Genomic DNA, 19,332 nt, shown 5'->3' on the forward strand with positions numbered 1-19,332 from the left:
TTGAAGTATTTTATATATTTAGTACCAAATAACTGCGTGAAATACGGTTCTCGGATTTTTTTATATTTCTGACCTATGGTCTAGAATTTTCTTTCGGACGCGGAATATGCTTAGAACGATTTTAAGTACGATGCTGTTAAAATCAATATTTAATGAAGATACTTTTAGACACAAATATTGTCATTCATCGAGAAACCGGAAAAATTGTTAGGCAAGATATAGGTCAATTGTTCTTTTGGCTGGACAAACTACGACACGAAAAATATATACATCCAATTTCAATTATCGAGATTGAAAAATATAAAGATGAGCAGGTACTAAAAACGATCAGAGTAAAATTAGAAAGCTACAATCTTATTAAACATCCGGCAAAATTTGGAACATCGATCAATCAATTAAGTGGGAATGTCGATAAAAACCAAAATGATGTCTATGATACCCAATTGCTGAACGAAGTATATGAAGGCCGTGTAGATTGCTTGATTTCAGAAGACAAAAAGATACATTTGAAAGCTGCGCAACTGGGAATCTCCAAACAAGTTTTTAAAATCCAAACATTTCTTGAAAAAGCAACGGCCGAAAATCCAGACCTTGTAAATTACAAAATATTAGCAGTAAAAAAGATTGATTTCGCCGAAGTTGACATTAATGATCCTTTTTTTGATAGTTTTCGTCTGGACTATGCAGAATTTAACAAATGGTTCAATAAAAAATCCGAAGACCCGTGTTACGTTTGCTATCAAGATGACAAGCTTATTGCATTTCTTTTCATCAAAATAGAAGATGAAAATGAAAACCATTCAGAGATAACTCCTTCATTCCCGAAAAAGAAAAGATTAAAGATTGGAACCCTGAAAGTTACAGGGAACGGATACAAAATTGGCGAACGATTTCTTAAAACAGTTTTCGACAACGCAAGTCAATATAAAGTACACGAGATATATGTCACAATTTTTAATAAGCGACCAGAACAAGAACAATTAATCGATCTGCTTCAAGAGTGGGGATTTAAAAAGTATGGTATTAAAACGACACCTAATGGAGAAGAATTCGTTTATACTAGAACATATGGAAAATCGCTGCCTGTTAACATCCAATTTCCCAAACTTACATATCCATTCATTTCAAGGAAAACAAATAAATACATTATTAAAATTGAGCCGCAATATCACACGGAACTATTTCCAGATAGCATTAATACAAAAGAAGATTCAAGCAAGTATACTGAAAATGAGCCCCACAGAAATCGGATAAGTAAGGTTTATATTTCACATTCGAAGGATCGAAATTTAAAAGCTGGAGACATAATTGTCATTTATCGTATGGGAGAAACAACTCCTAAAAAATATTCAAGCACCGTAACGACAATTTGCATTGTAGAAAGTATCAGAAATGATTTTAAAAATTTTGAAGAGTTTTACGATGCTTGTAATAGGAGAACGATGATTGCCAGACAAGCACTTCTAGATGATTGGTGGAATAAATTTCCCGGAAATCGTCCGTTTGTTGTTAATTTTTTATACGCTCATTCGTTTCCCACGCCAAAACCCACGCTTAATGATTTAAACGTTATTGGCGTGATTCCCGACATTATGAATATGCCTAGAGGGTTTATCCCTTTAGATAACGATCAGTTCAATACTTTACTTAAATTTGCATACAAGAAAAAACAATCATGAAAGTCGTCCTATCCATAAAACCGGAATTTGCTAATAAAATTTTTGATGGCACTAAAAAATTTGAATTTCGAAAAGCAATATTTAAACAGGATGTAAAATCGATTGTAGTCTATTCATCATCACCAGTTCAAAAGGTGATTGGGGAATTCGAGATAGAACAAATCCACAGTCATGATTTAGAAACTTTATGGGATTTAACAAAGGAAGATTCGGGAATCACTGAAGAATATTTTTACAAATACTTTGCAAAACGTCAGTTTGGTTTTGCAATCCAAGTAAAGAAACTTCTCAAATATCAACAACCAAAATGTCTAAAAACTGACTACAATTTATCTCCACCGCAGTCTTTCGCATATTGGTATAATGAGTGACGCAATATAAAGTCCCCAGCACCTTCAAGCAATCGACATCAACGACGAAACATCCCCGTTTACAAACAAAAAAAATCCCGCTCTCACAAGCGGGATTTTTCATATAAAACTAAAAAGGAATCTACAATTCTAAGGCTTTTTTCGCGTCTCCGTTCATCAAAAGATTTATCGGATCTTCGAGGCCTTCTTTCACCGCGACGAGGAATCCGACCGATTCTTTCCCGTCGATGATACGGTGATCGTACGACAAAGCCACGTACATCATCGGGTGGATTTCAACTTTTCCATCAACCGCGATCGGGCGCTCAATGATGTTGTGCATTCCCAAAATTCCCGATTGCGGCGGGTTGATGATCGGCGTCGAAAGCATCGACCCGAAAACACCACCGTTTGTGATCGTGAACGTTCCGCCTGTCATGTCATCAACGGTGATTTGTCCGTCGCGCGCACGCAAAGCAAGACGCTTGATTTCCGATTCGATTCCACGGAACGAAAGTGCCTCGGCGTTTCTGACAACCGGAACCATCAAACCTTTCGGGCCTGAAACCGCGATCGAGATGTCGGCGAAATCGTAGGCCACTTTCTGGTCGCCATCGATCATCGAATTTACATCGGGGAACAACTGCAACGCGCGCGTCACGGCTTTCGTGAAGAACGACATATAACCTAAAGTCACGCCTCCGTGTTTGGCTTTGAACGCTTCCTTGAATTCGTTGCGCACTTTGTTGATCGGTGTCATGTTCACTTCGTTGAACGTCGTAAGCATGGCCGTTTCGTTTTTCGCCGAAACCAATCTTTCTGCGACCTTACGACGCAACATTGACAATTTCGTGCGGCTTGAAGAACGGTTTCCTCCAGTAGGCGTTCCCATTGACGGTGTCGCGTTTACGGCGTCGTCTTTGGTGATGCGGCCGTCTTTTCCTGTTCCGGAAACAGAAGCAGCATCGATATTTTTCTCATCGAGGATTTTTTTGGCTGCAGGTGAAGCCGAACCTGAAGCGTATGAAGTTTCGGCCGGTTTAGCTTCTTCTTTCTTCGGTTCTTCTTTTTTAGGCTCTTCCGCTTTTGGAGCTTCGGCCTTCGGTTCTTCTTTCTTTTCGTCGGCTTTTGGTGCAGACGCTCCGTCCGGTTTGGCAGCATCGGTGTCGATGTGAGCCACGACTTGCCCTACTTTCACCGCGTCGCCTTCTTCGGCTTTAAGCGTAATGATTCCGCTGGCTTCGGCTGGCAATTCGAGTGTTGCTTTGTCTGAATCGACTTCGGCAATAGCTTGGTCTTTCTCGACGTAATCGCCGTCTTTCACTAACCAGGTTGCGATTTCCACTTCGGTAATCGATTCGCCTGGCGAAGGAACTTTCATTTCTAAAATCATCGATATAGAATTTTATGTTGTCTATGGATTGACCTGCAAGGTTTCCAAAACCTTGTAGGTCTCTATTTTTAAACCTACAAGGTTTTGGAAACCTTGCAGGTTATATCATTCTAATTAAATAAATTTTTATCGAACACCATCGCGATCGCAGCGGCGTGGCGTTTCTTTGAACGTGCATAACTTCCGGCGGCCGGCGCGCTGTAGGCTTTCAATGAAGCGCAACGCAATTTGACTAAGTCGAAATTCATGAGCATGAAACTGTATGCGCCCATGTTTTTAGGTTCTTCCTGCGCCCAGACGTAATCGTCGGCGTTCGGATAACTTGCTATGATCGCCTTCAATTGCTCGACTGGCAACGGGAACAATTGTTCGATGCGCACCAACGCGACATCTTTGCGGCCGTTGTTTTCGCGTTCGGCAAGCAGATCGTAATAGAATTTCCCGGTACAGAACACGAGCGTTTTCACGTCGGCTTTGTTCACGAACGAGTCATCGATCGTTTCCTGGAACCTACCGTTTGCGAGTTCGTCTTTGGTCGAAACAACAAGCGGATGACGCAACAAACTCTTCGGCGTGAACACGATCAAAGGTTTGCGGAACGTCGTAACCATTTGGCGTCGCAACAAGTGATAAAAGTTGGCCGGTGTCGTACAATCGGCGATGAACATGTTCTCGTTCGCACATTGTTGCAGGTAACGTTCCATTCTCGCCGACGAGTGTTCCGCGCCCTGGCCTTCATAACCGTGAGGCAACAACATGACCAAACCGTTCTGGTTATTCCATTTGTCTTCGGCCGCTGAAATGTATTGGTCGATCATGATCTGTGCCCCGTTCGAGAAATCCCCGAATTGCGCTTCCCAGATCGTGAGTGTTTTCGGGCTTGCCAACGCGTATCCGTAATCGAAACCGACGACGCCGTATTCCGATAACAACGAATTGAAAATGTTGAATTTCCCTTTCTGATCTTTTAACGTCTGAAGCAAGATCACTTCTTCTTCGCTATCCTCGACTTTCACGACAGCGTGACGGTGAGAGAATGTTCCGCGCTCCACGTCCTGTCCTGAGATTCGAACGTCGTAGCCTTCGGTAAGAAGCGTTCCGTACGCAAGCAATTCGCCCATCGCCCAGTCCAATTTATCGCCTTCCCACATGTTTTTGCGGTCGTTGATAAGCTTTGAAATCTTGCTGATGAACTTTTTATCCTGCGGAAGTTCGGTAATGTGTTTCGCGATTTCGGCGAGTTTCTTCGCATCGAAAGTCGTGTCGACCGGTTCAAGCATCGTGGCTTGCTGCGCCTGGACGTAACCTTGCCATTCGTTTTGCATGAACGGTGTGATGATCGTGAGATCTTTCTTGCGCGACGCTTCAAGGTTTTCCTCAAGGACGGCTTTGTATTTGTCTTCGAGCGACTTCACGAAATTCCCGTCGATGACGCCATCGGCCAACAATTGAGCCGAATAGATATCGCGTGGATTCTGGTGTTTCGCAAGGATTTTATATAATTTCGGTTGGGTAAAACGCGGCTCGTCACCTTCGTTGTGCCCGTATTTCCTGTATCCGAGAAGGTCGATGAATACATCGCTTCCGAATTTCATCCTGTAATCAAGTGCGAAAATCATCGCGTGGACGACAGCTTCCGTATCGTCGGCATTCACGTGCAAAACCGGTGATAGCGTGACCTTCGCGATGTCGGTACAATACGTCGAAGAACGTGCGTCAAGATAGTTCGTGGTGAATCCGACCTGGTTGTTGATCACGATATGGATTGTCCCGGCGGTTTTATAACCATCGAGTTTCGCCATTTGCACGATTTCGTATACGATGCCTTGTCCTGCGACGGCGGCATCTCCGTGAACGGCGATCGGCAATACTTTCGACGCATCATTCGGGAAATAACGGTCTTGTTTCGCTCTCGTGATTCCTTCGATAACGGCTCCGACGGTTTCCAAATGCGATGGATTCGGAGCAAGGTTGATGTTGATCGATTTTCCGGTCTGCGTTCTGCGATCGGCGGTCAATCCAAGGTGATATTTCACGTCACCGTCGAACAACGCGTCGTCGTCGTAATCTTTCCCGTCGAATTCCGAGAAAATGTCCTGTGTGGATTTCTTGAAAATGTTCGCCAATACGTTCAAACGACCGCGGTGCGCCATTCCCATTACGAATTGCTCAACACCTTGTTCAGCCGCGGCTTCGATCAAAGCGTCAAGACCCGGAATCAACGATTCGCCACCCTCGAGCGAGAAACGCTTTTGGCCGACGTATTTCGTGTGAAGGAAGTTCTCGAAAGAAACCGCCTCGTTGAGTTTTGAAAGTATGTGTTTTTTTTGCTCGGTCGAGAATTTCGGGCGGTTGTCATTGACACCGATTCGTTCCTGTATCCAAGTCCTGACTTCAGGATCGCGGATGTACATGTACTCGACACCGATCGACTGGCAGTAAATCCTGTTTAAATGCTTGAGGATATTTTCGAGCGTCGTCGGCTCCAAATACATCACTTTTGCGGCGTCGAATGTCGTTTGCAGATCGGAGTCGGAAAGACCGAAGTTCGACAAATCAAGCGACGGCGTAAACACGCGGCGTTCGCGCACCGGATTCGTCTTGGTGAACAAATGCCCGCGCGTGCGGTAACCTTCAATGAGTTTCAGAACCGCGAATTCTTTTTGGATTTTTTCAGACTTTTCGCTGAAATCCTGGTTTGAAACGGCAGCCGGAGCCGATTGCGCCACTTCAGAAACTCCGCCATAAGCACTCGCGCCAAAATCGTAACCTTGGAAGAAACTTCTCCAGCTGGGCTCGATGCTATCGGGATTTTCTAGGTATTGGTCGTATAAATCGGCAAAAAATTCAGTGTGCGCTGCGTTCAGGAATGAAAACCTATCCATAATTTTTGGAAAATGTTGACTATATTTTGAAAATAGTTTCGCAAAAGTACGACTCTTAACCGAATTTCTATATGTTTTTAGATACTTTTATGGTTATTAAATATAGCTCCAAAATTCTATGAAATCCCTTGCTGTTTATCGATTTAACCGATTCGTTTTGAGTGGCGCGCTGTTGCTTTTTGCCGCGTCGGTTTTTGCTCAGGCCGACAGTACTTGGGAGCCGCGTCCCGTGTATCGATCGGATTTTTGGCAACGCGTCCAAATCGGCGGCGGGCTCGGGCTTGGAATCGGCAGCGGATACACCGATATTTCGTTGGCTCCGAGCGCGATCTACAGCTTCAATCGCTATTTCGCGGCCGGCGTCGGACTCAACGGGAATTACGTGCGCTTCAAGCGATACAGTTCGGACATTGACGAATACCGTTCATGGATTTACGGCGGCAGCGTGATCGCACTTTTCATGCCCATCGAGCAATTGCAATTGTCGGTCGAACTCGAACAGTTGCGTGTGAATTCGCGTTTGGAAACTATAGATTTCGGGACACAGCACGACAACTTCTGGAATACGGGATTGTTCGTCGGAGCGGGTTATCGCACGCAAAACGTGACCGTCGGGCTTCGTTACAACTTGCTTTTCGATCGCGACAAAACCGTTTACGCCGATTCCTGGATGCCGTTCGTGCGCGTTTATTTTTGAGCCGATGAAACACCTGATCCGTATGTTGCTGAAAATTGCGCTGGTTCTTGCAGCAACGACGGCACTTTTAAAATTCAGCGTCGGGCCGGCCGAATCCATTGGTTTCAATTATTTCTCGGTGTTCATTTCACTTTTTATCCTGTTATTCTCGTTCGTGGTCCTCTTGATTCTCGTTCTCAAAAACATGCCGAACCGCGAAACTTGGGAAGAATTGAAACCGGAAATCCTACTGTTTTTCGCGGCTGTCGGCATGATGGTATTGGCCGGCGTCATCAATTAGACGAGAAAAGATAGATTATCGCAAGGTCGACGCCGCACCAAATTCCCAAATCTCACCAGTTTTCACAAACGACTCAGGCACTCAGGCACTCAGGCACTCAGGCACTCAAGCAAAAAAAAAAAACACATTGCTTCAAAACGAATCATTAATTTTTGTTAATTGCGGTTCCGTTAACAGCAATCCATTTTTCATCGGGCGAACTTTACGGTATAAAACATATATCATGAGTTCTTTCATAGGAAAAACAGTAATTATAACGGGAGCCGGAATGGGCCTCGGATTGGCAACGGCAAAAGTTCTGGCCGAAAAAGGAGCGAATTTGGCACTTGTCGATTACAATGCCAACGCACTTGAAAAAGCGAAAGCTGAATTGCTTCAGATCAATCCCGAAGCGAGAATCCTGAATCTCGTCGCCGATACGTCAAACGAAGAAGCCGTAAAGGATTACGTCGAAAAAACGGTCGCCGAATTCATCACGATCGACGGATTCTACAACAACGCGGGAATTGAAGGCAAGCAGGCGCCGCTGATTTCATACGACGTCGACATCTTCAAAAAAGTAATCGACATCAATTTACTCGGCGTTTATTACGGATTGCGTTACGTGATTCCGGTCATGCAGAAAAACGGAGGCGGAAAAATCGTGAACGTCGCATCGGTGGGCGGAATCCGAGGCGTCGTAAACCAAACGCCGTACGTCGCGAGTAAACACGCGGTCTCAGGAATGACGAAAAACGCAGCGATCGAATATGGCAAGGACAATATTTATACGAATGCGATTGCGCCCGGAGCGATTTTGACGCCGATGGTCGCCGAAGCGTTCAAGCAGGTAAATCCTTCCAACCCGAAAGCCGCCGAGATCGAATATGCCCAACGAAATCCGACGCGAAAGCTCGGTGATCCGGCCGACGTCGGGAACTTGGTCGCGTTCCTGTTAAGCGACGAATGTCGTTACGTGAACGGACAGACGATCGCGATCGACGGAGGCGAATCCAATCTATACGGGAATTCGTAATTGAGCAGACAACTCGTTTAAAAATATACCACTGGAATTGGCGATTGGAAACGGTCGCCTTTTTTTATGCTCGGATTTTAAGATTTCGTACATAAAAAATGTAATTCGCTTTCATGCGATTGGCCGACCTTCATCGTTCAATTCCACGCCATGAAAATTTTGTATCTGCCATTGCTTTTCGCGCTTTTCTGCCAATGCGCGACCAACGAAAAAACCGGGATCGTCTATGCCGGAAAGTTTGAAATCCTCAACAAGCGCGCGACGTCGGAACGATGGAACGCGTTGCTTTTAAAGAATGGATTCGACAAGACGTTGCAGACACTCAAAATCCGAAAGGCGCGCGATCCTGAGACTGAGCAAACATTCTATTACCTATTCGGGGAAACCGCCGACAATTCGTTCAAGATCGCCACGATATTGTCGCGCGAGAAAAACTATTTCTATCTGCCCAAAAATCCTGAGTACGTGACCTGCAATTGTCTCGAAGGTTCGCCGATGCGCGTCGGGAACCGTTGGATTTGTGAAACGCAGGGCGAGGAAGAATGTGAGGAAACGATTGTCGCGGCCAAGTGAAATCCACAACTTAATGATTTTGGTAAAACGAATCGAACGGTTCCCATTTTCCGTCGAGGAATTTTTGTATTTCTTCCTTTTTTATTAAGGAAGGAAACTGAATATATCGGACGACGCCTTCAGGATCGACCATGATCGCCATCGGATACATGATTTGCTTGAGTCCGTCGGAGCGAAGTTTCGTGATTTTGCGTTTGTCGGACGCGACGATCAGAGTCGTAGACAATTTCTGCTTGGCGAAACTTGCTGCCGTTTTTAGCGAATCTTCTTGAGCGAGGTTGATGAAATACAAATTCTTGACACCTTTAAAATCCTGCTGCAAGCGCTCGAGATATTTCATTCCGACGTTACATTGCACGCAGTTCGGAACCCAAAGATTGATCACGAGGAATTTGCCTTCGAGTTTTTTGTCCTGAGGCGCGTTGATTGCCCAACTGTCGATTTTGATATCGGCGACGGTGTTCAACCTTATGTAATAGGTCGGGATTTCGCGAAGTGGTCTCGGTTCCTGTGAGAAAACGAGATTTACGGTTAGGAGTGCGAGTGCGATCAGGTATTTTCTCATTTTAGCGAACTTAAAAAATGCTGTAACCGACAAGGAATTTCGCGTAACCGTTGTGGACATCATACGGTCCCGTTTGAAAATCGACAATATTTTCCATCGCGGGCGTAAGTCCTTGATAAATACCGAATTCGAAAAAGAGTTTGTTTATCGTGAACCCGGTTCCGAGGTTAAAACCGATTTCAGCTCTCTTGGCGGGCGCATCGTTCACGCGAACCGACAATTGCGGGCCTGCGATCAGGTAAATTTTGTTCCAGAATTTGAAATCCATGGGTACGTTCACGTACGAAAGTTTGGTGTCGAGTTCTTTAATCGAATTTTCATAGTAGCCGGTCGTTTTCGTCCGATCGCCTACTTGTGCGAAGTTGAGTCCGGGTCGGAACGCAATCGTCGGGTTCAGCGGAATCTCGTAGTTCGCGCCGATGTTCATTCCAAACGATTGTTCGCCCGAAACCTGTTTGTAAATTCCTTTTGTGAAAAGCGAATAATTCACGCCAACGAATGCGTTGAGTTTATTCTGAGCGAAGGCCGACCCAATGGACGAAATCAATAGAAGAGTAAAGATTCTTTTCATCAATATGGTTTTGGCGCAATTTATATTTTTTTCGCAAACGACCATCAATCCACATCGAATCAAATGGTTAGCAATATGAGCGAAACCTCAGATTCCCGATTATAAAATGTTGATTACAAGACAGTTTTCATTACATTTACCGAAATCATCAAATCATCAATCATGAAAAAATCAAACATTCAAAAGCTGTTTTTCGGCATTTTCTGTTTCGTCGGAATTTCGGCAAACCTCATCGGCCAAACCAAACCCGAGAAAATCAACCAACTCATACAAGCCTACGCCGACCAAGGCAAATTCAACGGATCGGCGTTGGTCAGCGAAAACGGTTCGGTGATTTTCAAGAAAGGTTTCGGCCAGGCCAACATGGAATGGGATATCGCCAACGCGCCCGACACCAAACACCGGCTCGGATCGATCACCAAACAATTTACGGCCGCGCTCGTTTTGCAATTGGTCGAAAAAGGAAAGCTCGACCTCAACGCTCCGATTTCAAAATATTTGCCCGATTATCCGAAAGCTACGGGCGATAAAATCACGCTGCACCACTTGCTCACGCACACGTCGGGCGTTCCGAGTTATACGTCGTTCCCGAATTTCTTCAGCGAAACGAGTCGCGATTATTACAGCCCAAAAGATTTCGTGAAATTATTCTGCGATCTGCCACTCGAATTTGCGCCCGGCGAAAAATTCAATTACAGCAATTCGGGATATTTTCTGATCGGTTATATCATTGAAACCGTGACGGGAAAATCGTACGAAACTTGTCTGCAGGAAAACATTTTTACACCGTTGCAGATGAACGACACTGGTTTCGACCACCACGAAAATATCCTCAAACACCGCGCTTCGGGCTACGAGAAAAAGCCTGGCGGTTACGTCAACGCCAATTATCTTGACATGGCTTTGCCGTATGCGGCGGGATCTATGTACTCGACGGTCGAGGATTTGTATCGTTGGGATCAGGCATTATATAAGGATAAAGTGTTGTCGGCAAAATCGCGCGATCTCATGTTCTCGAAACATTTTCCTGCCTGGGGCGAACATTACGGTTACGGCTGGTCAATCGCCGACATCGACGGTTTCAAGCCCAACGCGAAGATCAACATTACCGAACACGGAGGCGGAATCAACGGTTTCAACACCATCATTTCGCGAATCACTACCGACAAAAATCTCGTGGTTTTGCTCAACAATACCGGAAGCGCGCCGCTGGGCAAGGTGAACGAAGCGATCCGGAATATCTTATATGGAAAGCCGTATGAAATGCCGAAACGCTCGATCGCCGACGCATTGCTTCCAATCATTCACAAATCAAACGTCGCCGACGCCAAAGCGAAATTCATCGAACTTAAAAAATCGAACGACTATGCGCTGGACGAAAGTGAGATGAACCGGTTGGGATACGAATTGCTCAGCACGGGAAAAATCGCCGACGCCATCGAAATCTTTAAACTCAATGTCGAATCGTTCCCGAAATCGGGCAATGCTTACGACAGCCTCGGAGAAGCTTACCTAAAAAACGGCAACAAGGATTTGGCGATCGCGAACTACAAAAAATCAATTGCGCTCGATCCGACGAACGAGAACGGGAAAAAAGTATTGGCCGAGATTACAAAGTAGCTTTAATAACGGTTGCGAAACCACACTTTTTGCCATTCTCTTTTGAGGACTAAAAACGCCACTTCGCCTGCGAGTTCTGAGATGTCCGATCCGTCGAGTTGCTTGACTTGATCTTCGGACACGTCGATTATGTAAAGTAGGTTCAGGTATTCCGCGAATTTATATTGTATGAGCCGATATATCTTTTCGTGCAGTTGTACTTTGAGTTCGTTCGGCTTCGTGCTTTTCGGAAAATCGACGGGTTCGTTCGCGAGGTTGAAATCCTTGTTCAGTTGCTCGATGAGCTTGAGGTAGAGATTCTCATTTTCAGCTTCGGCCAAAAGTGAATCGAACGAAATGGGCGCGATGAAACTCATACGTTGCGTTCCATTAATTTAATCCCGAATTGGCGTAACGCCGCTTTCTTCCCGCTCGAAATATCCATTCTTTCCAGTGTTTCGAATGCCTTGAACGTATAGTCTTTTATGGCGTTTTGGGTCGCTTCGGACGCGCCGCTCGCATTGAAAAGTTCCTTGACCGAATTGATCTTATCGCTCGGATCGGCCGGGCTTATCGAATACAAATCCTGCAATTGTTTCTTGTCGCGCGCGTTCGCAAGTGCTTTCAAGTACAAGTATGTTTTTTTGTTTTCGATGATGTCGCCTCCGACTTGTTTCCCGAATGTTTCCGGATCGCCGAACGCGTCGAGGTAATCGTCCTGAAGTTGGAACGCGATGCCCAAATTACATCCGAAATCGTAGATCAAATCGCAATTTTCGACCGAAGTCTGCGCGATGATCGCTCCCATTTTCATGGCCGCGCCAACCAAAACCGCGGTCTTGTATTCGATCATTTTAAGATATTCGGGAATCGTCACATCGTCACGCGTTTCAAAATCGACATCCCATTGCTGGCCTTCGCAGACTTCGATCGCGGTCTTGCTGAACAACTTCGCGAGATCGCGGAAAACTGTCGGTTCGTATTGTTCGAAATATTGGTAGGCGAGAATCAGCATCGCATCGCCCGAGAGAATTCCCGTGTTGATGTCCCAACGTTCGTGCACCGTTTCGTTTCCACGTCTCAACGGCGCGTCGTCCATTATATCGTCGTGGACAAGCGAAAAATTATGAAACATTTCAACGGCCAAAGCCGCCGGTAAAGCGCGTTCGAAAGGCGTTTCGAAAATGTCGGCCGACATGAGCGTCAAAATCGGGCGCATGCGTTTCCCGCCGAGTCCGATTATGTAATCGACAGGCTCGTACAAATTTTTAGGTTCCTTGAGCAAGACCTGTTTGTCAAGATAAGCGGTAAACGATTCTCGGTAATGGCTAACGGTATGCATGGCGTAATTTGCCGCTAAGGTAAACCTTTGGCGCGGTTTGGCAAAAGCAGTAAGATTCGGCAATGTTAAATAATTGTGAATACTTTGGAAACTATTTTTGTGTCAAAAGTTTCCGCTCTAACTTTGCCCCCGATTTAACCCAAAGAAAATGAAAGAGAAAATTGTCGCACGGGCAACCGAGATGTTCTTGAAGTACGGCTTCAAGAGCATTACGATGGACGATATCGCCAATGATATGGGTATTTCCAAGAAGACGATCTACAAATATTTCATCAACAAGGAAGTGTTGATCGTCGAGGCGACCGAAACCGTCCACGTCCATGTGAACCAAACGATCGAATCGGTGATCGCGCAGAACTTCAATCCGGTCGAAGAAAATTTCCAGGTCCGAAAAGTGTTCGAAGGGATTTTCCAGGTTTCAGATACGTCCCCGCTTTACCAATTGAAAAAACATTACCCTGAAATTTATCACCTCACGATGTCTCAGGAACAGCACGAATGTGTGCGCTACATGCGTCACAACATTGACCGAGGCATAGAACTCGGGTATTATCGCCCCGACACCGACGTCGAAAACTCGATCCGATTCTACTGGACGCTCATCACCAACGTAAACGAAACCGTACAGCTCGAAAGAGACGCAAAAGTCCTCGAACTGGCTGCCCTGATCTATCATACTCGCGCCATTGCTACCCAAAAAGGCGTCGATGAACTCGAAAAACAACTATCAATCAATGCGTAACACTATGAAAAAAATCCTCTCAATATTAACCTTGCTTTTGGTCGTTTCGGCCAGCGCCCAGCAAAAACCGCTGACGCTGAAAGACGCGATCAATTACGCGCTCCAAAACAAGGCCGATTCCAAGAAAGCCAAACTCGATGTCGAGAACAGCGAATATGAAATCCAGGACGTGCGTTCTCAGGCGCTTCCGCAACTTTCAGGAAATGGAAATCTCACTTACAACCCAATTCTGCAGAACAGCGCGCTTCCCGGAGAGTTCTTTGGACAGCCTGCGGGAACGATCGTTTTGGTTCCGTTCGGGCAAAAATGGAGCTCGACCGCGGGATTGGCATTAACTCAAAACGTGTTCGACATGTCAGTGTTTACGGGTTTGAAAGCCGCGAAATCAACACGTGAATTCTACCTTATAAATGCCACGCTTACGGACGAACAAGTCATCGAAAGAGTCGCAACCGCTTATTACGAAGTTTTCGTCGCGCAGGAAAGACTCGCCGTGAGCGACAGCACATACAACAACACGAACAGGACGCGCGGCGTGATTCAAGGCCAGCTCGATAACGGTTTAGCGAAAAGAATCGACCTTGACCGAACCGTCGTAAAACTCAACAACAACGACACCGAACGCCAAAAAGCCAGGGTTCAGGTGATCTTGAACGAGAACGCGTTGAAGTTTCTCATCGGAATGCCTGTCGAGACGCCGATCGTACTCGCCAAAGACGACATGTCGGTCAAGCCAATTGAACTTGAAACTAAACCCGATGTTACGCAACTCGTCGAATTTCAGCTCATGAAAAAGGAAGAACAGTTGCTCGAATTCCAGAAGAAATCGAAGATCGCGGCTTTTTATCCGACGCTTGCCTTGGCTGCGAATTACAACTATCAAGGTCTCGGAAACCAATTCCCTTGGGGCGGAAAACCCGCTGACGGCGTGTATTGGTCCGATTATTCTTCGATCGGGATGAACTTGAAGATTCCGATTTTCACAGGTTTCGGAAACCGCGCGAAAGTCAGCAAGGCCGATGTCGAACTTAGAAAACAACAGGTCGATATCGAAGATACGAAACTGCGGTTGTCGAAAGATTACGAAGACGCCGTGGCAAACATCCGCAGCAACTTGTCGACTCTTGAAAACCAACGCGCGAACTCGACTTTGGCACAATCGGTACTCAACGACACGCGCAACAATTACTTCAATGGATTGGCGACATTGACCGATCTGCTCGAAGCCGAGAACGAATTGACGACGGCCGCGAATAACTACAACTCGGCGTTGCTCGAATACAAAAAAGCCGAAATCAAACTCTACAAATCAAAAGGAGAACTCAAAAACCTAACAAACTAAGCCATGAAAAAATCAATAATCTATATCATCGTCACCGTCGCGGTTATCGCCTTGATCGCTTTTGTCCTGACGAAAAACAAGGCGAAAAACGAAGAGGAACAAGCCATCGTTTCCAAGAAAAACGCAACAATCGCCGTCCGTGTCGACACGGTCGCGACAAAAGCGATCTCGACCGATTTCGTGTCGAACGGAAATTTCATGCCGTCACAGGAATTGAAATTCTCGGCTGAGAACGCAGGCCGTGTCACGAAGGTTTTGGTCGATGAAGGTTCGTCGGTGAGAATCGGGCAAACACTTGCGATCATCAAGGGCGACAAACTTTCGGTCGATGTGCAAAGCGCGCGTGCCGAATACCAAAACGCGGTTACTGACGCCCAACGTTACGAAAGTGCGTTTAAAACGGGCGGTGTCACGAAACAACAGGTCGACAAATCGAAAGTGGATCTGGCAACCGCGAAAGCGAAATTGGACCAATCGAATATTTCTTTGGGCGATGCGACGATCAAGTCGACGATCAACGGAATCGTCAATAAAAGAATGATCGAACCGGGATCAGTCGTTTCTCCGGGAACCGAACTTTTCGAACTCGTGAACGTATCGAAACTGAAACTGACCGTGACCGTCGACGAAGGCCAAATCCCGTCGTTGCAACTCGGAAATCCCGTGAAAGTCAAGGCGAGCGTTTATCCTGACAAGGAATTCCAGGGCAAGATCACGTTCATCGCGCCGAAAGCCGACGAATCGTTGAATTTCCCTGTAGAAATCGAAATCGCGAACAACCCGAACAACGAACTCAAAGCCGGAATGTATGGAACGGCCGAATTCGGAAAAGCGAAAGGAGCTGACCGACCGATCCGCGTCATCGCGAGAACGGCGTTTGTCGGAGGCGTGAATTCAGGACAGGTTTTCGTCGTGAAAGACGGAACGGCGACTTTGAAGAAAATCACTCCGGGACGAATCCTCGGAACGAACGTAGAAGTGCTCAATGGTTTGACCGACGGCGAAATCGTCGTGACATCGGGCCAGATCAACTTGACAAACGGCGCCAAAGTTTCGATCATCAACTAGCCCTAAACCAACAAATATGAAAATAGCAGAAATATCAATCAAACGGCCGACGCTTGTCATCGTGCTGTTTATCATACTCACGCTCGGCGGGCTTTTCAGCTTCTCGAACCTGAGCTACGAATTGATCCCGAAGTTCGAGATCAACGTCGTGACGATCGCGACCGTTTATCCCGGCGCTTCTCCGAGCGAGGTCGAAAATACCGTGACGCGGAAAATTGAGGACGCGGTTTCGTCACTCGAGTTGGTCAAGAAAGTCGAATCAAAATCCTACGAAGGATTGTCGCTCGTCATGGTCACGCTTGAAGCCGAAGCCGACGCCGATTATTCGTTGAACGACGCCCAGCGCAAGATCAACGCGATCGAAAAGGATTTGCCTGAAGATGTCGATCCGCCGTCGCTCACGAAATTCTCGATTTCCGATTTGCCTGTCATGACTTTGGGCGCGACCGCGAAAATGGACGAGGTCGAATTCTACGACTTGCTCGACAAGAAAATCGAACCGCTCTTGGCGCGTGTGAACGGTGTGGCGCAAATCACATTGGTCGGCGGACAGGAACGTGAAATCCAGGTTTCGCTCGATCAGGAAAAATTAAAAGGTTACGGTTTGTCGATCCCGAATGTACAACAGGCGATCCTGACCTCAAATCTTGACTTTCCGACGGGAAACATCCAAACGCGTGAAAATAAAATGCTCGTGCGTTTGTCAGGAAAATACCGCAACGTCGAAGAAATGCGCAACCTTGTCGTGTCTAACAAAGATGGCGTTCAGGTTCGTTTGGGCGACATCGCCGACGTACAGGATTCACAAAAACAGATCGAGAAAATTTCTCGTGTGAACCAAAATAACGCGATCGCGTTGCAGATCATCAAACAAACCGACGCCAACGCGGTAACGGTAAGTGAGGAAGTTCGCGCCGTGATCTCGAAAATCGAAAAAGATTACGCCAAGCAAGGTTTGAAACTTGAAGTTGCGAACGATACGTCGGAATTTACGCTTGTCGCAGCCGACGGTGTAATCCACGATTTGTTCCTCGCGGTTATTCTCGTGGCCTTCGTGATGTTGTTCTTCCTGCACTCGATCCGAAACGCATTTATCGTAATGGTGTCGATTCCGGCGTCGTTGATCGCGACGTTCATCGGGATTTATTTGATGGGTTACACGCTCAACTTGATGAGTTTGCTAGGACTTTCGCTCGTCGTCGGTATTCTCGTCGATGATGCGATCGTTGTTCTCGAGAACATTTACCGACACATGGAAATGGGTAAAAACCGAGCGCGCGCCGCTTATGAAGGAACGAAAGAAATCGGATTTACGGTAACGGCGATCACGCTCGTCATCATCGTCGTGTTCTTGCCGATCGCGATGAGTACCGGTTTCGTGGCGAACATCATCACGCAGTTTTGCGTCACGGTCGTAATCGCGACGTCGCTTTCATTATTGTCATCGTTCACGTTGATTCCGTGGCTTTCGTCTCGTTTCGGAAAATTGGAACACTTGACCGGAAAAAACATTTTCGAACGCGTGATCCTTGGTTTCGAACGCGGATTGGACCGATTCACCGATTGGGTTTCGGGCATCTTGAAATGGTCGTTGAAGCGCCGAAGAAACAAAGTGATCTCGTTGGTGACGATCATCGTCTTGTTCGTTTCTTCGATCATGTTGGTCTTCGGAGGATTCATCGGTGGGGATTTCTTCCCGAAAATGGACCGCGGACAATTCATCGTCCAATTGGAATTGCCCAAAGACGCATCGGTCGAGCAGAGTAACTTCATGACGCAAAAAGCCGAGGAATACTTGAGCAAGCAGAAAGAAGTGACGAATTTGATTACGACCGTCGGACAAATTTCGGGCGGATTCTCAGGCTCGCAAACAACACCGTACAAATCGGAAATCACCGTTACGCTCGTGGATCGTGCCGACAGGACCGACAACACGTTCATCTACGCCGCGAAAACCAAACGCGAATTGCAAAAAGTGCTCATCGGAACGCAAGTAAAAACCGTTCCCGTAAGTATCATGGGTGGAGCCGACGAAGCGCCGCTCATGCTCACGATCACCGGAAACGACAACGAAAGCGCGATGAAATTCGCCGAAGCTGCCGCTGCCGAACTCGCGAAAATTTCAGGTGCGACCGAAATCAAACTGACGTCTGAAAACGGAAGTCCCGAAGTAAACGTCCAGGTCGATCGCGATAAAATGGCGGCGCTCGGATTGTCGTTGCAAACCGTCGGACTCACGATGCAGACCGCGTTCAACGGAAACACCGACGGGAAATTCCGCGCCGGACAATATGAATACGACATCAACATCCGTTTCAACGAATTCGACCGCACGAACATCAACAACGTGCGCGATCTTGTCTTCGTAAACGACCAGAACCAACAGATCAAATTGTCGCAATTCGCTACGATCACTGAAGGTTCGGGCCCGAGTTTGCTCGAGCGTCGCGACAAGAGTGCCTCGGTTTCGGTACAGGCGCAAACCGTGGGTAAATCGGTTCAGGCCGTCGCTACCGAGTGGGAAAACGTATTCTCGAAAATGCCGCGCCCAGCCGGAGTCGATTATGTTTGGGGCGGAGATATCGAAAACAGCCAGGAAGGTTTCGGAACGCTCGGAATCTCGTTGCTCGCGGCGATCTTGCTCGTGTATCTGGTAATGGTTGCGCTATATAACAGTTTCGTGTATCCGTTCGTGGTGTTGTTCTCGGTGCCGCTTTCGTTCATCGGGGCGTTGTATGCGCTGGCTTTGACAAATAATACGCTCAATATCTTTACGATCCTTGGTGTGATCATGCTCATCGGGCTCGTGTGTAAGAACGCGATTCTTTTGGTCGACTTTACGAATCACAGGAAAGAAGCCGGAGAATCGACGTACAACGCGTTGATCCAGGCGAACCACGCGCGTCTCCGTCCGATTTTGATGACGACGATCGCGATGGTGTTCGGTATGGTGCCGATCGCGATGGCGTCGGGCGGTGCGGCCGAGATGAACAACGGTTTGGCTTGGGTAATCATCGGTGGTTTGATATCGTCGTTGTTCCTGACGCTGATCATCGTTCCTGTCGTGTATTCGATTTTCGACGGTATTTTGGCGCGCGTGAACAAAGGCAAGCAAGCTCCGAATTACGACGAGTTGATCGTCGAGGATTATACGCCGAATGAAGTAAGCGAAGACGGATTTACGACGAAACATCAGCTTTAAGCGATAAAAACGTTTTATTAAAACCTGCT

Annotated in this window: 17 protein-coding genes; 11 read left to right on the forward strand and 6 right to left on the reverse strand. The window is 46.7% G+C overall.

Annotated elements, in window-relative coordinates:
• The first annotated feature begins 152 nt into the window (after positions 1-152).
• Together EOO50_RS00620 and EOO50_RS00625 are read left to right on the forward strand one after the other, a co-directional pair.
• On the forward strand, positions 153-1,679 hold the full coding sequence (locus EOO50_RS00620) for a PIN domain-containing protein (RefSeq protein WP_290836881.1): 1,527 nt from the start codon (positions 153-155) through the stop codon (positions 1,677-1,679).
• Positions 1,676-2,050: an ASCH domain-containing protein gene (locus EOO50_RS00625; RefSeq protein ID WP_290836883.1), complete on the forward strand. Its 375-nt coding sequence runs from the start codon at positions 1,676-1,678 to the stop codon at positions 2,048-2,050. Before EOO50_RS00620 ends, EOO50_RS00625 begins: the two co-directional genes overlap by 4 nt.
• Before the next feature lie 121 nt (positions 2,051-2,171).
• On the opposite strand, the gene odhB is transcribed toward EOO50_RS00625, so the two are convergent.
• A complete protein-coding gene (gene odhB / locus EOO50_RS00630) occupies positions 2,172-3,422 on the reverse strand; it encodes a 2-oxoglutarate dehydrogenase complex dihydrolipoyllysine-residue succinyltransferase (RefSeq protein ID WP_290836885.1) in 1,251 nt (416 codons plus the stop codon).
• Between the two features lie 110 nt (positions 3,423-3,532).
• Positions 3,533-6,307, reverse strand: coding sequence for a 2-oxoglutarate dehydrogenase E1 component (locus EOO50_RS00635; RefSeq protein WP_290836886.1), 2,775 nt, complete (start codon positions 6,305-6,307; stop codon positions 3,533-3,535).
• A 118-nt stretch (positions 6,308-6,425) separates the two neighbouring features.
• Between EOO50_RS00635 and EOO50_RS00640 the strand changes: the two genes are divergently transcribed.
• From EOO50_RS00640 to EOO50_RS00655, 4 genes are all read left to right on the forward strand, one after another.
• The gene (locus EOO50_RS00640; RefSeq protein ID WP_290836888.1) at positions 6,426-7,004 is read left to right on the forward strand and encodes a hypothetical protein; all 579 of its coding nucleotides are present in this window, start codon (positions 6,426-6,428) and stop codon (positions 7,002-7,004) included.
• A gap of 4 nt (positions 7,005-7,008) precedes the next feature.
• Complete coding sequence (locus EOO50_RS00645) at positions 7,009-7,284, forward strand: hypothetical protein (RefSeq protein ID WP_290836890.1); 276 nt, start codon at positions 7,009-7,011, stop codon at positions 7,282-7,284.
• 223 nt (positions 7,285-7,507) lie between these two features.
• Positions 7,508-8,299 carry a glucose 1-dehydrogenase gene (locus EOO50_RS00650; RefSeq protein ID WP_290836892.1) on the forward strand — a complete coding sequence of 264 codons (792 nt, stop codon included), beginning with the start codon at positions 7,508-7,510 and terminating at the stop codon, positions 8,297-8,299.
• A gap of 150 nt (positions 8,300-8,449) precedes the next feature.
• Positions 8,450-8,872: a hypothetical protein gene (locus EOO50_RS00655; RefSeq protein WP_290836894.1), complete on the forward strand. Its 423-nt coding sequence runs from the start codon at positions 8,450-8,452 to the stop codon at positions 8,870-8,872.
• Positions 8,873-8,882: 10 nt separating this feature from the next.
• Here the strand turns inward: EOO50_RS00655 and EOO50_RS00660 are convergent, their stop codons facing one another.
• Positions 8,883-9,437, reverse strand: a complete 555-nt coding sequence (locus EOO50_RS00660; RefSeq protein WP_290836896.1) for a redoxin family protein — start codon at positions 9,435-9,437, stop codon at positions 8,883-8,885.
• 10 nt (positions 9,438-9,447) lie between these two features.
• Positions 9,448-10,008 (reverse strand): porin family protein, encoded by a 561-nt coding sequence (locus EOO50_RS00665; protein ID WP_290836898.1) that lies wholly within the window; start codon positions 10,006-10,008, stop codon positions 9,448-9,450.
• A 162-nt stretch (positions 10,009-10,170) separates the two neighbouring features.
• Between EOO50_RS00665 and EOO50_RS00670 the strand changes: the two genes are divergently transcribed.
• Complete coding sequence (locus tag EOO50_RS00670) at positions 10,171-11,628, forward strand: serine hydrolase (RefSeq protein WP_290836900.1); 1,458 nt, start codon at positions 10,171-10,173, stop codon at positions 11,626-11,628.
• Positions 11,629-11,630: 2 nt separating this feature from the next.
• On the opposite strand, the gene EOO50_RS00675 is transcribed toward EOO50_RS00670, so the two are convergent.
• Positions 11,631-11,984 (reverse strand): hypothetical protein, encoded by a 354-nt coding sequence (locus EOO50_RS00675; protein ID WP_290836901.1) that lies wholly within the window; start codon positions 11,982-11,984, stop codon positions 11,631-11,633.
• Entirely contained in the window at positions 11,981-12,949 is a 969-nt protein-coding gene (locus tag EOO50_RS00680; RefSeq protein WP_290836903.1) for a polyprenyl synthetase family protein, read from the reverse strand. Before EOO50_RS00680 ends, EOO50_RS00675 begins: the two co-directional genes overlap by 4 nt.
• Before the next feature lie 148 nt (positions 12,950-13,097).
• Here EOO50_RS00680 and EOO50_RS00685 point away from each other — a divergent pair, with 148 nt between their 5' ends.
• Genes EOO50_RS00685 through EOO50_RS00700 form a run of 4 tightly spaced genes read left to right on the forward strand, consistent with a single transcriptional unit; the run spans position 13,098 to position 19,303 of the window.
• Complete coding sequence (locus EOO50_RS00685) at positions 13,098-13,691, forward strand: TetR/AcrR family transcriptional regulator (RefSeq protein WP_290836905.1); 594 nt, start codon at positions 13,098-13,100, stop codon at positions 13,689-13,691.
• Between the two features lie 4 nt (positions 13,692-13,695).
• Positions 13,696-15,033, forward strand: a complete 1,338-nt coding sequence (locus EOO50_RS00690) for a TolC family protein (RefSeq protein WP_290836907.1) — start codon at positions 13,696-13,698, stop codon at positions 15,031-15,033.
• Between the two features lie 3 nt (positions 15,034-15,036).
• Positions 15,037-16,101, forward strand: a complete 1,065-nt coding sequence (locus tag EOO50_RS00695; RefSeq protein ID WP_290836909.1) for an efflux RND transporter periplasmic adaptor subunit — start codon at positions 15,037-15,039, stop codon at positions 16,099-16,101.
• Between the two features lie 16 nt (positions 16,102-16,117).
• A complete protein-coding gene (locus EOO50_RS00700; protein WP_290836911.1) occupies positions 16,118-19,303 on the forward strand; it encodes an efflux RND transporter permease subunit in 3,186 nt (1,061 codons plus the stop codon).
• Positions 19,304-19,332: the final 29 nt, after the last annotated feature.

Source organism: Flavobacterium sp., from assembly GCF_004211145.1.
Lineage (GTDB): Bacteria > Bacteroidota > Bacteroidia > Flavobacteriales > Flavobacteriaceae > Flavobacterium.

Coding starts and splice junctions, on each gene's coding strand:
- EOO50_RS00635 (WP_290836886.1), bottom strand. CDS start 6,307: ATGGATAGGTTTTCATTCCTGAACGCAGCGCACACTGAATTTTTTGCC.
- EOO50_RS00650 (WP_290836892.1), top strand. CDS start 7,508: ATGAGTTCTTTCATAGGAAAAACAGTAATTATAACGGGAGCCGGAATG.
- EOO50_RS00665 (WP_290836898.1), bottom strand. CDS start 10,008: ATGAAAAGAATCTTTACTCTTCTATTGATTTCGTCCATTGGGTCGGCC.
- EOO50_RS00680 (WP_290836903.1), bottom strand. CDS start 12,949: ATGCATACCGTTAGCCATTACCGAGAATCGTTTACCGCTTATCTTGAC.
- EOO50_RS00695 (WP_290836909.1), top strand. CDS start 15,037: ATGAAAAAATCAATAATCTATATCATCGTCACCGTCGCGGTTATCGCC.
- EOO50_RS00645 (WP_290836890.1), top strand. CDS start 7,009: ATGAAACACCTGATCCGTATGTTGCTGAAAATTGCGCTGGTTCTTGCA.
- EOO50_RS00690 (WP_290836907.1), top strand. CDS start 13,696: ATGAAAAAAATCCTCTCAATATTAACCTTGCTTTTGGTCGTTTCGGCC.
- EOO50_RS00625 (WP_290836883.1), top strand. CDS start 1,676: ATGAAAGTCGTCCTATCCATAAAACCGGAATTTGCTAATAAAATTTTT.
- EOO50_RS00685 (WP_290836905.1), top strand. CDS start 13,098: ATGAAAGAGAAAATTGTCGCACGGGCAACCGAGATGTTCTTGAAGTAC.
- EOO50_RS00675 (WP_290836901.1), bottom strand. CDS start 11,984: ATGAGTTTCATCGCGCCCATTTCGTTCGATTCACTTTTGGCCGAAGCT.
- EOO50_RS00700 (WP_290836911.1), top strand. CDS start 16,118: ATGAAAATAGCAGAAATATCAATCAAACGGCCGACGCTTGTCATCGTG.
- EOO50_RS00660 (WP_290836896.1), bottom strand. CDS start 9,437: ATGAGAAAATACCTGATCGCACTCGCACTCCTAACCGTAAATCTCGTT.
- EOO50_RS00670 (WP_290836900.1), top strand. CDS start 10,171: ATGAAAAAATCAAACATTCAAAAGCTGTTTTTCGGCATTTTCTGTTTC.
- EOO50_RS00620 (WP_290836881.1), top strand. CDS start 153: ATGAAGATACTTTTAGACACAAATATTGTCATTCATCGAGAAACCGGA.
- odhB (WP_290836885.1), bottom strand. CDS start 3,422: ATGATTTTAGAAATGAAAGTTCCTTCGCCAGGCGAATCGATTACCGAA.
- EOO50_RS00640 (WP_290836888.1), top strand. CDS start 6,426: ATGAAATCCCTTGCTGTTTATCGATTTAACCGATTCGTTTTGAGTGGC.
- EOO50_RS00655 (WP_290836894.1), top strand. CDS start 8,450: ATGAAAATTTTGTATCTGCCATTGCTTTTCGCGCTTTTCTGCCAATGC.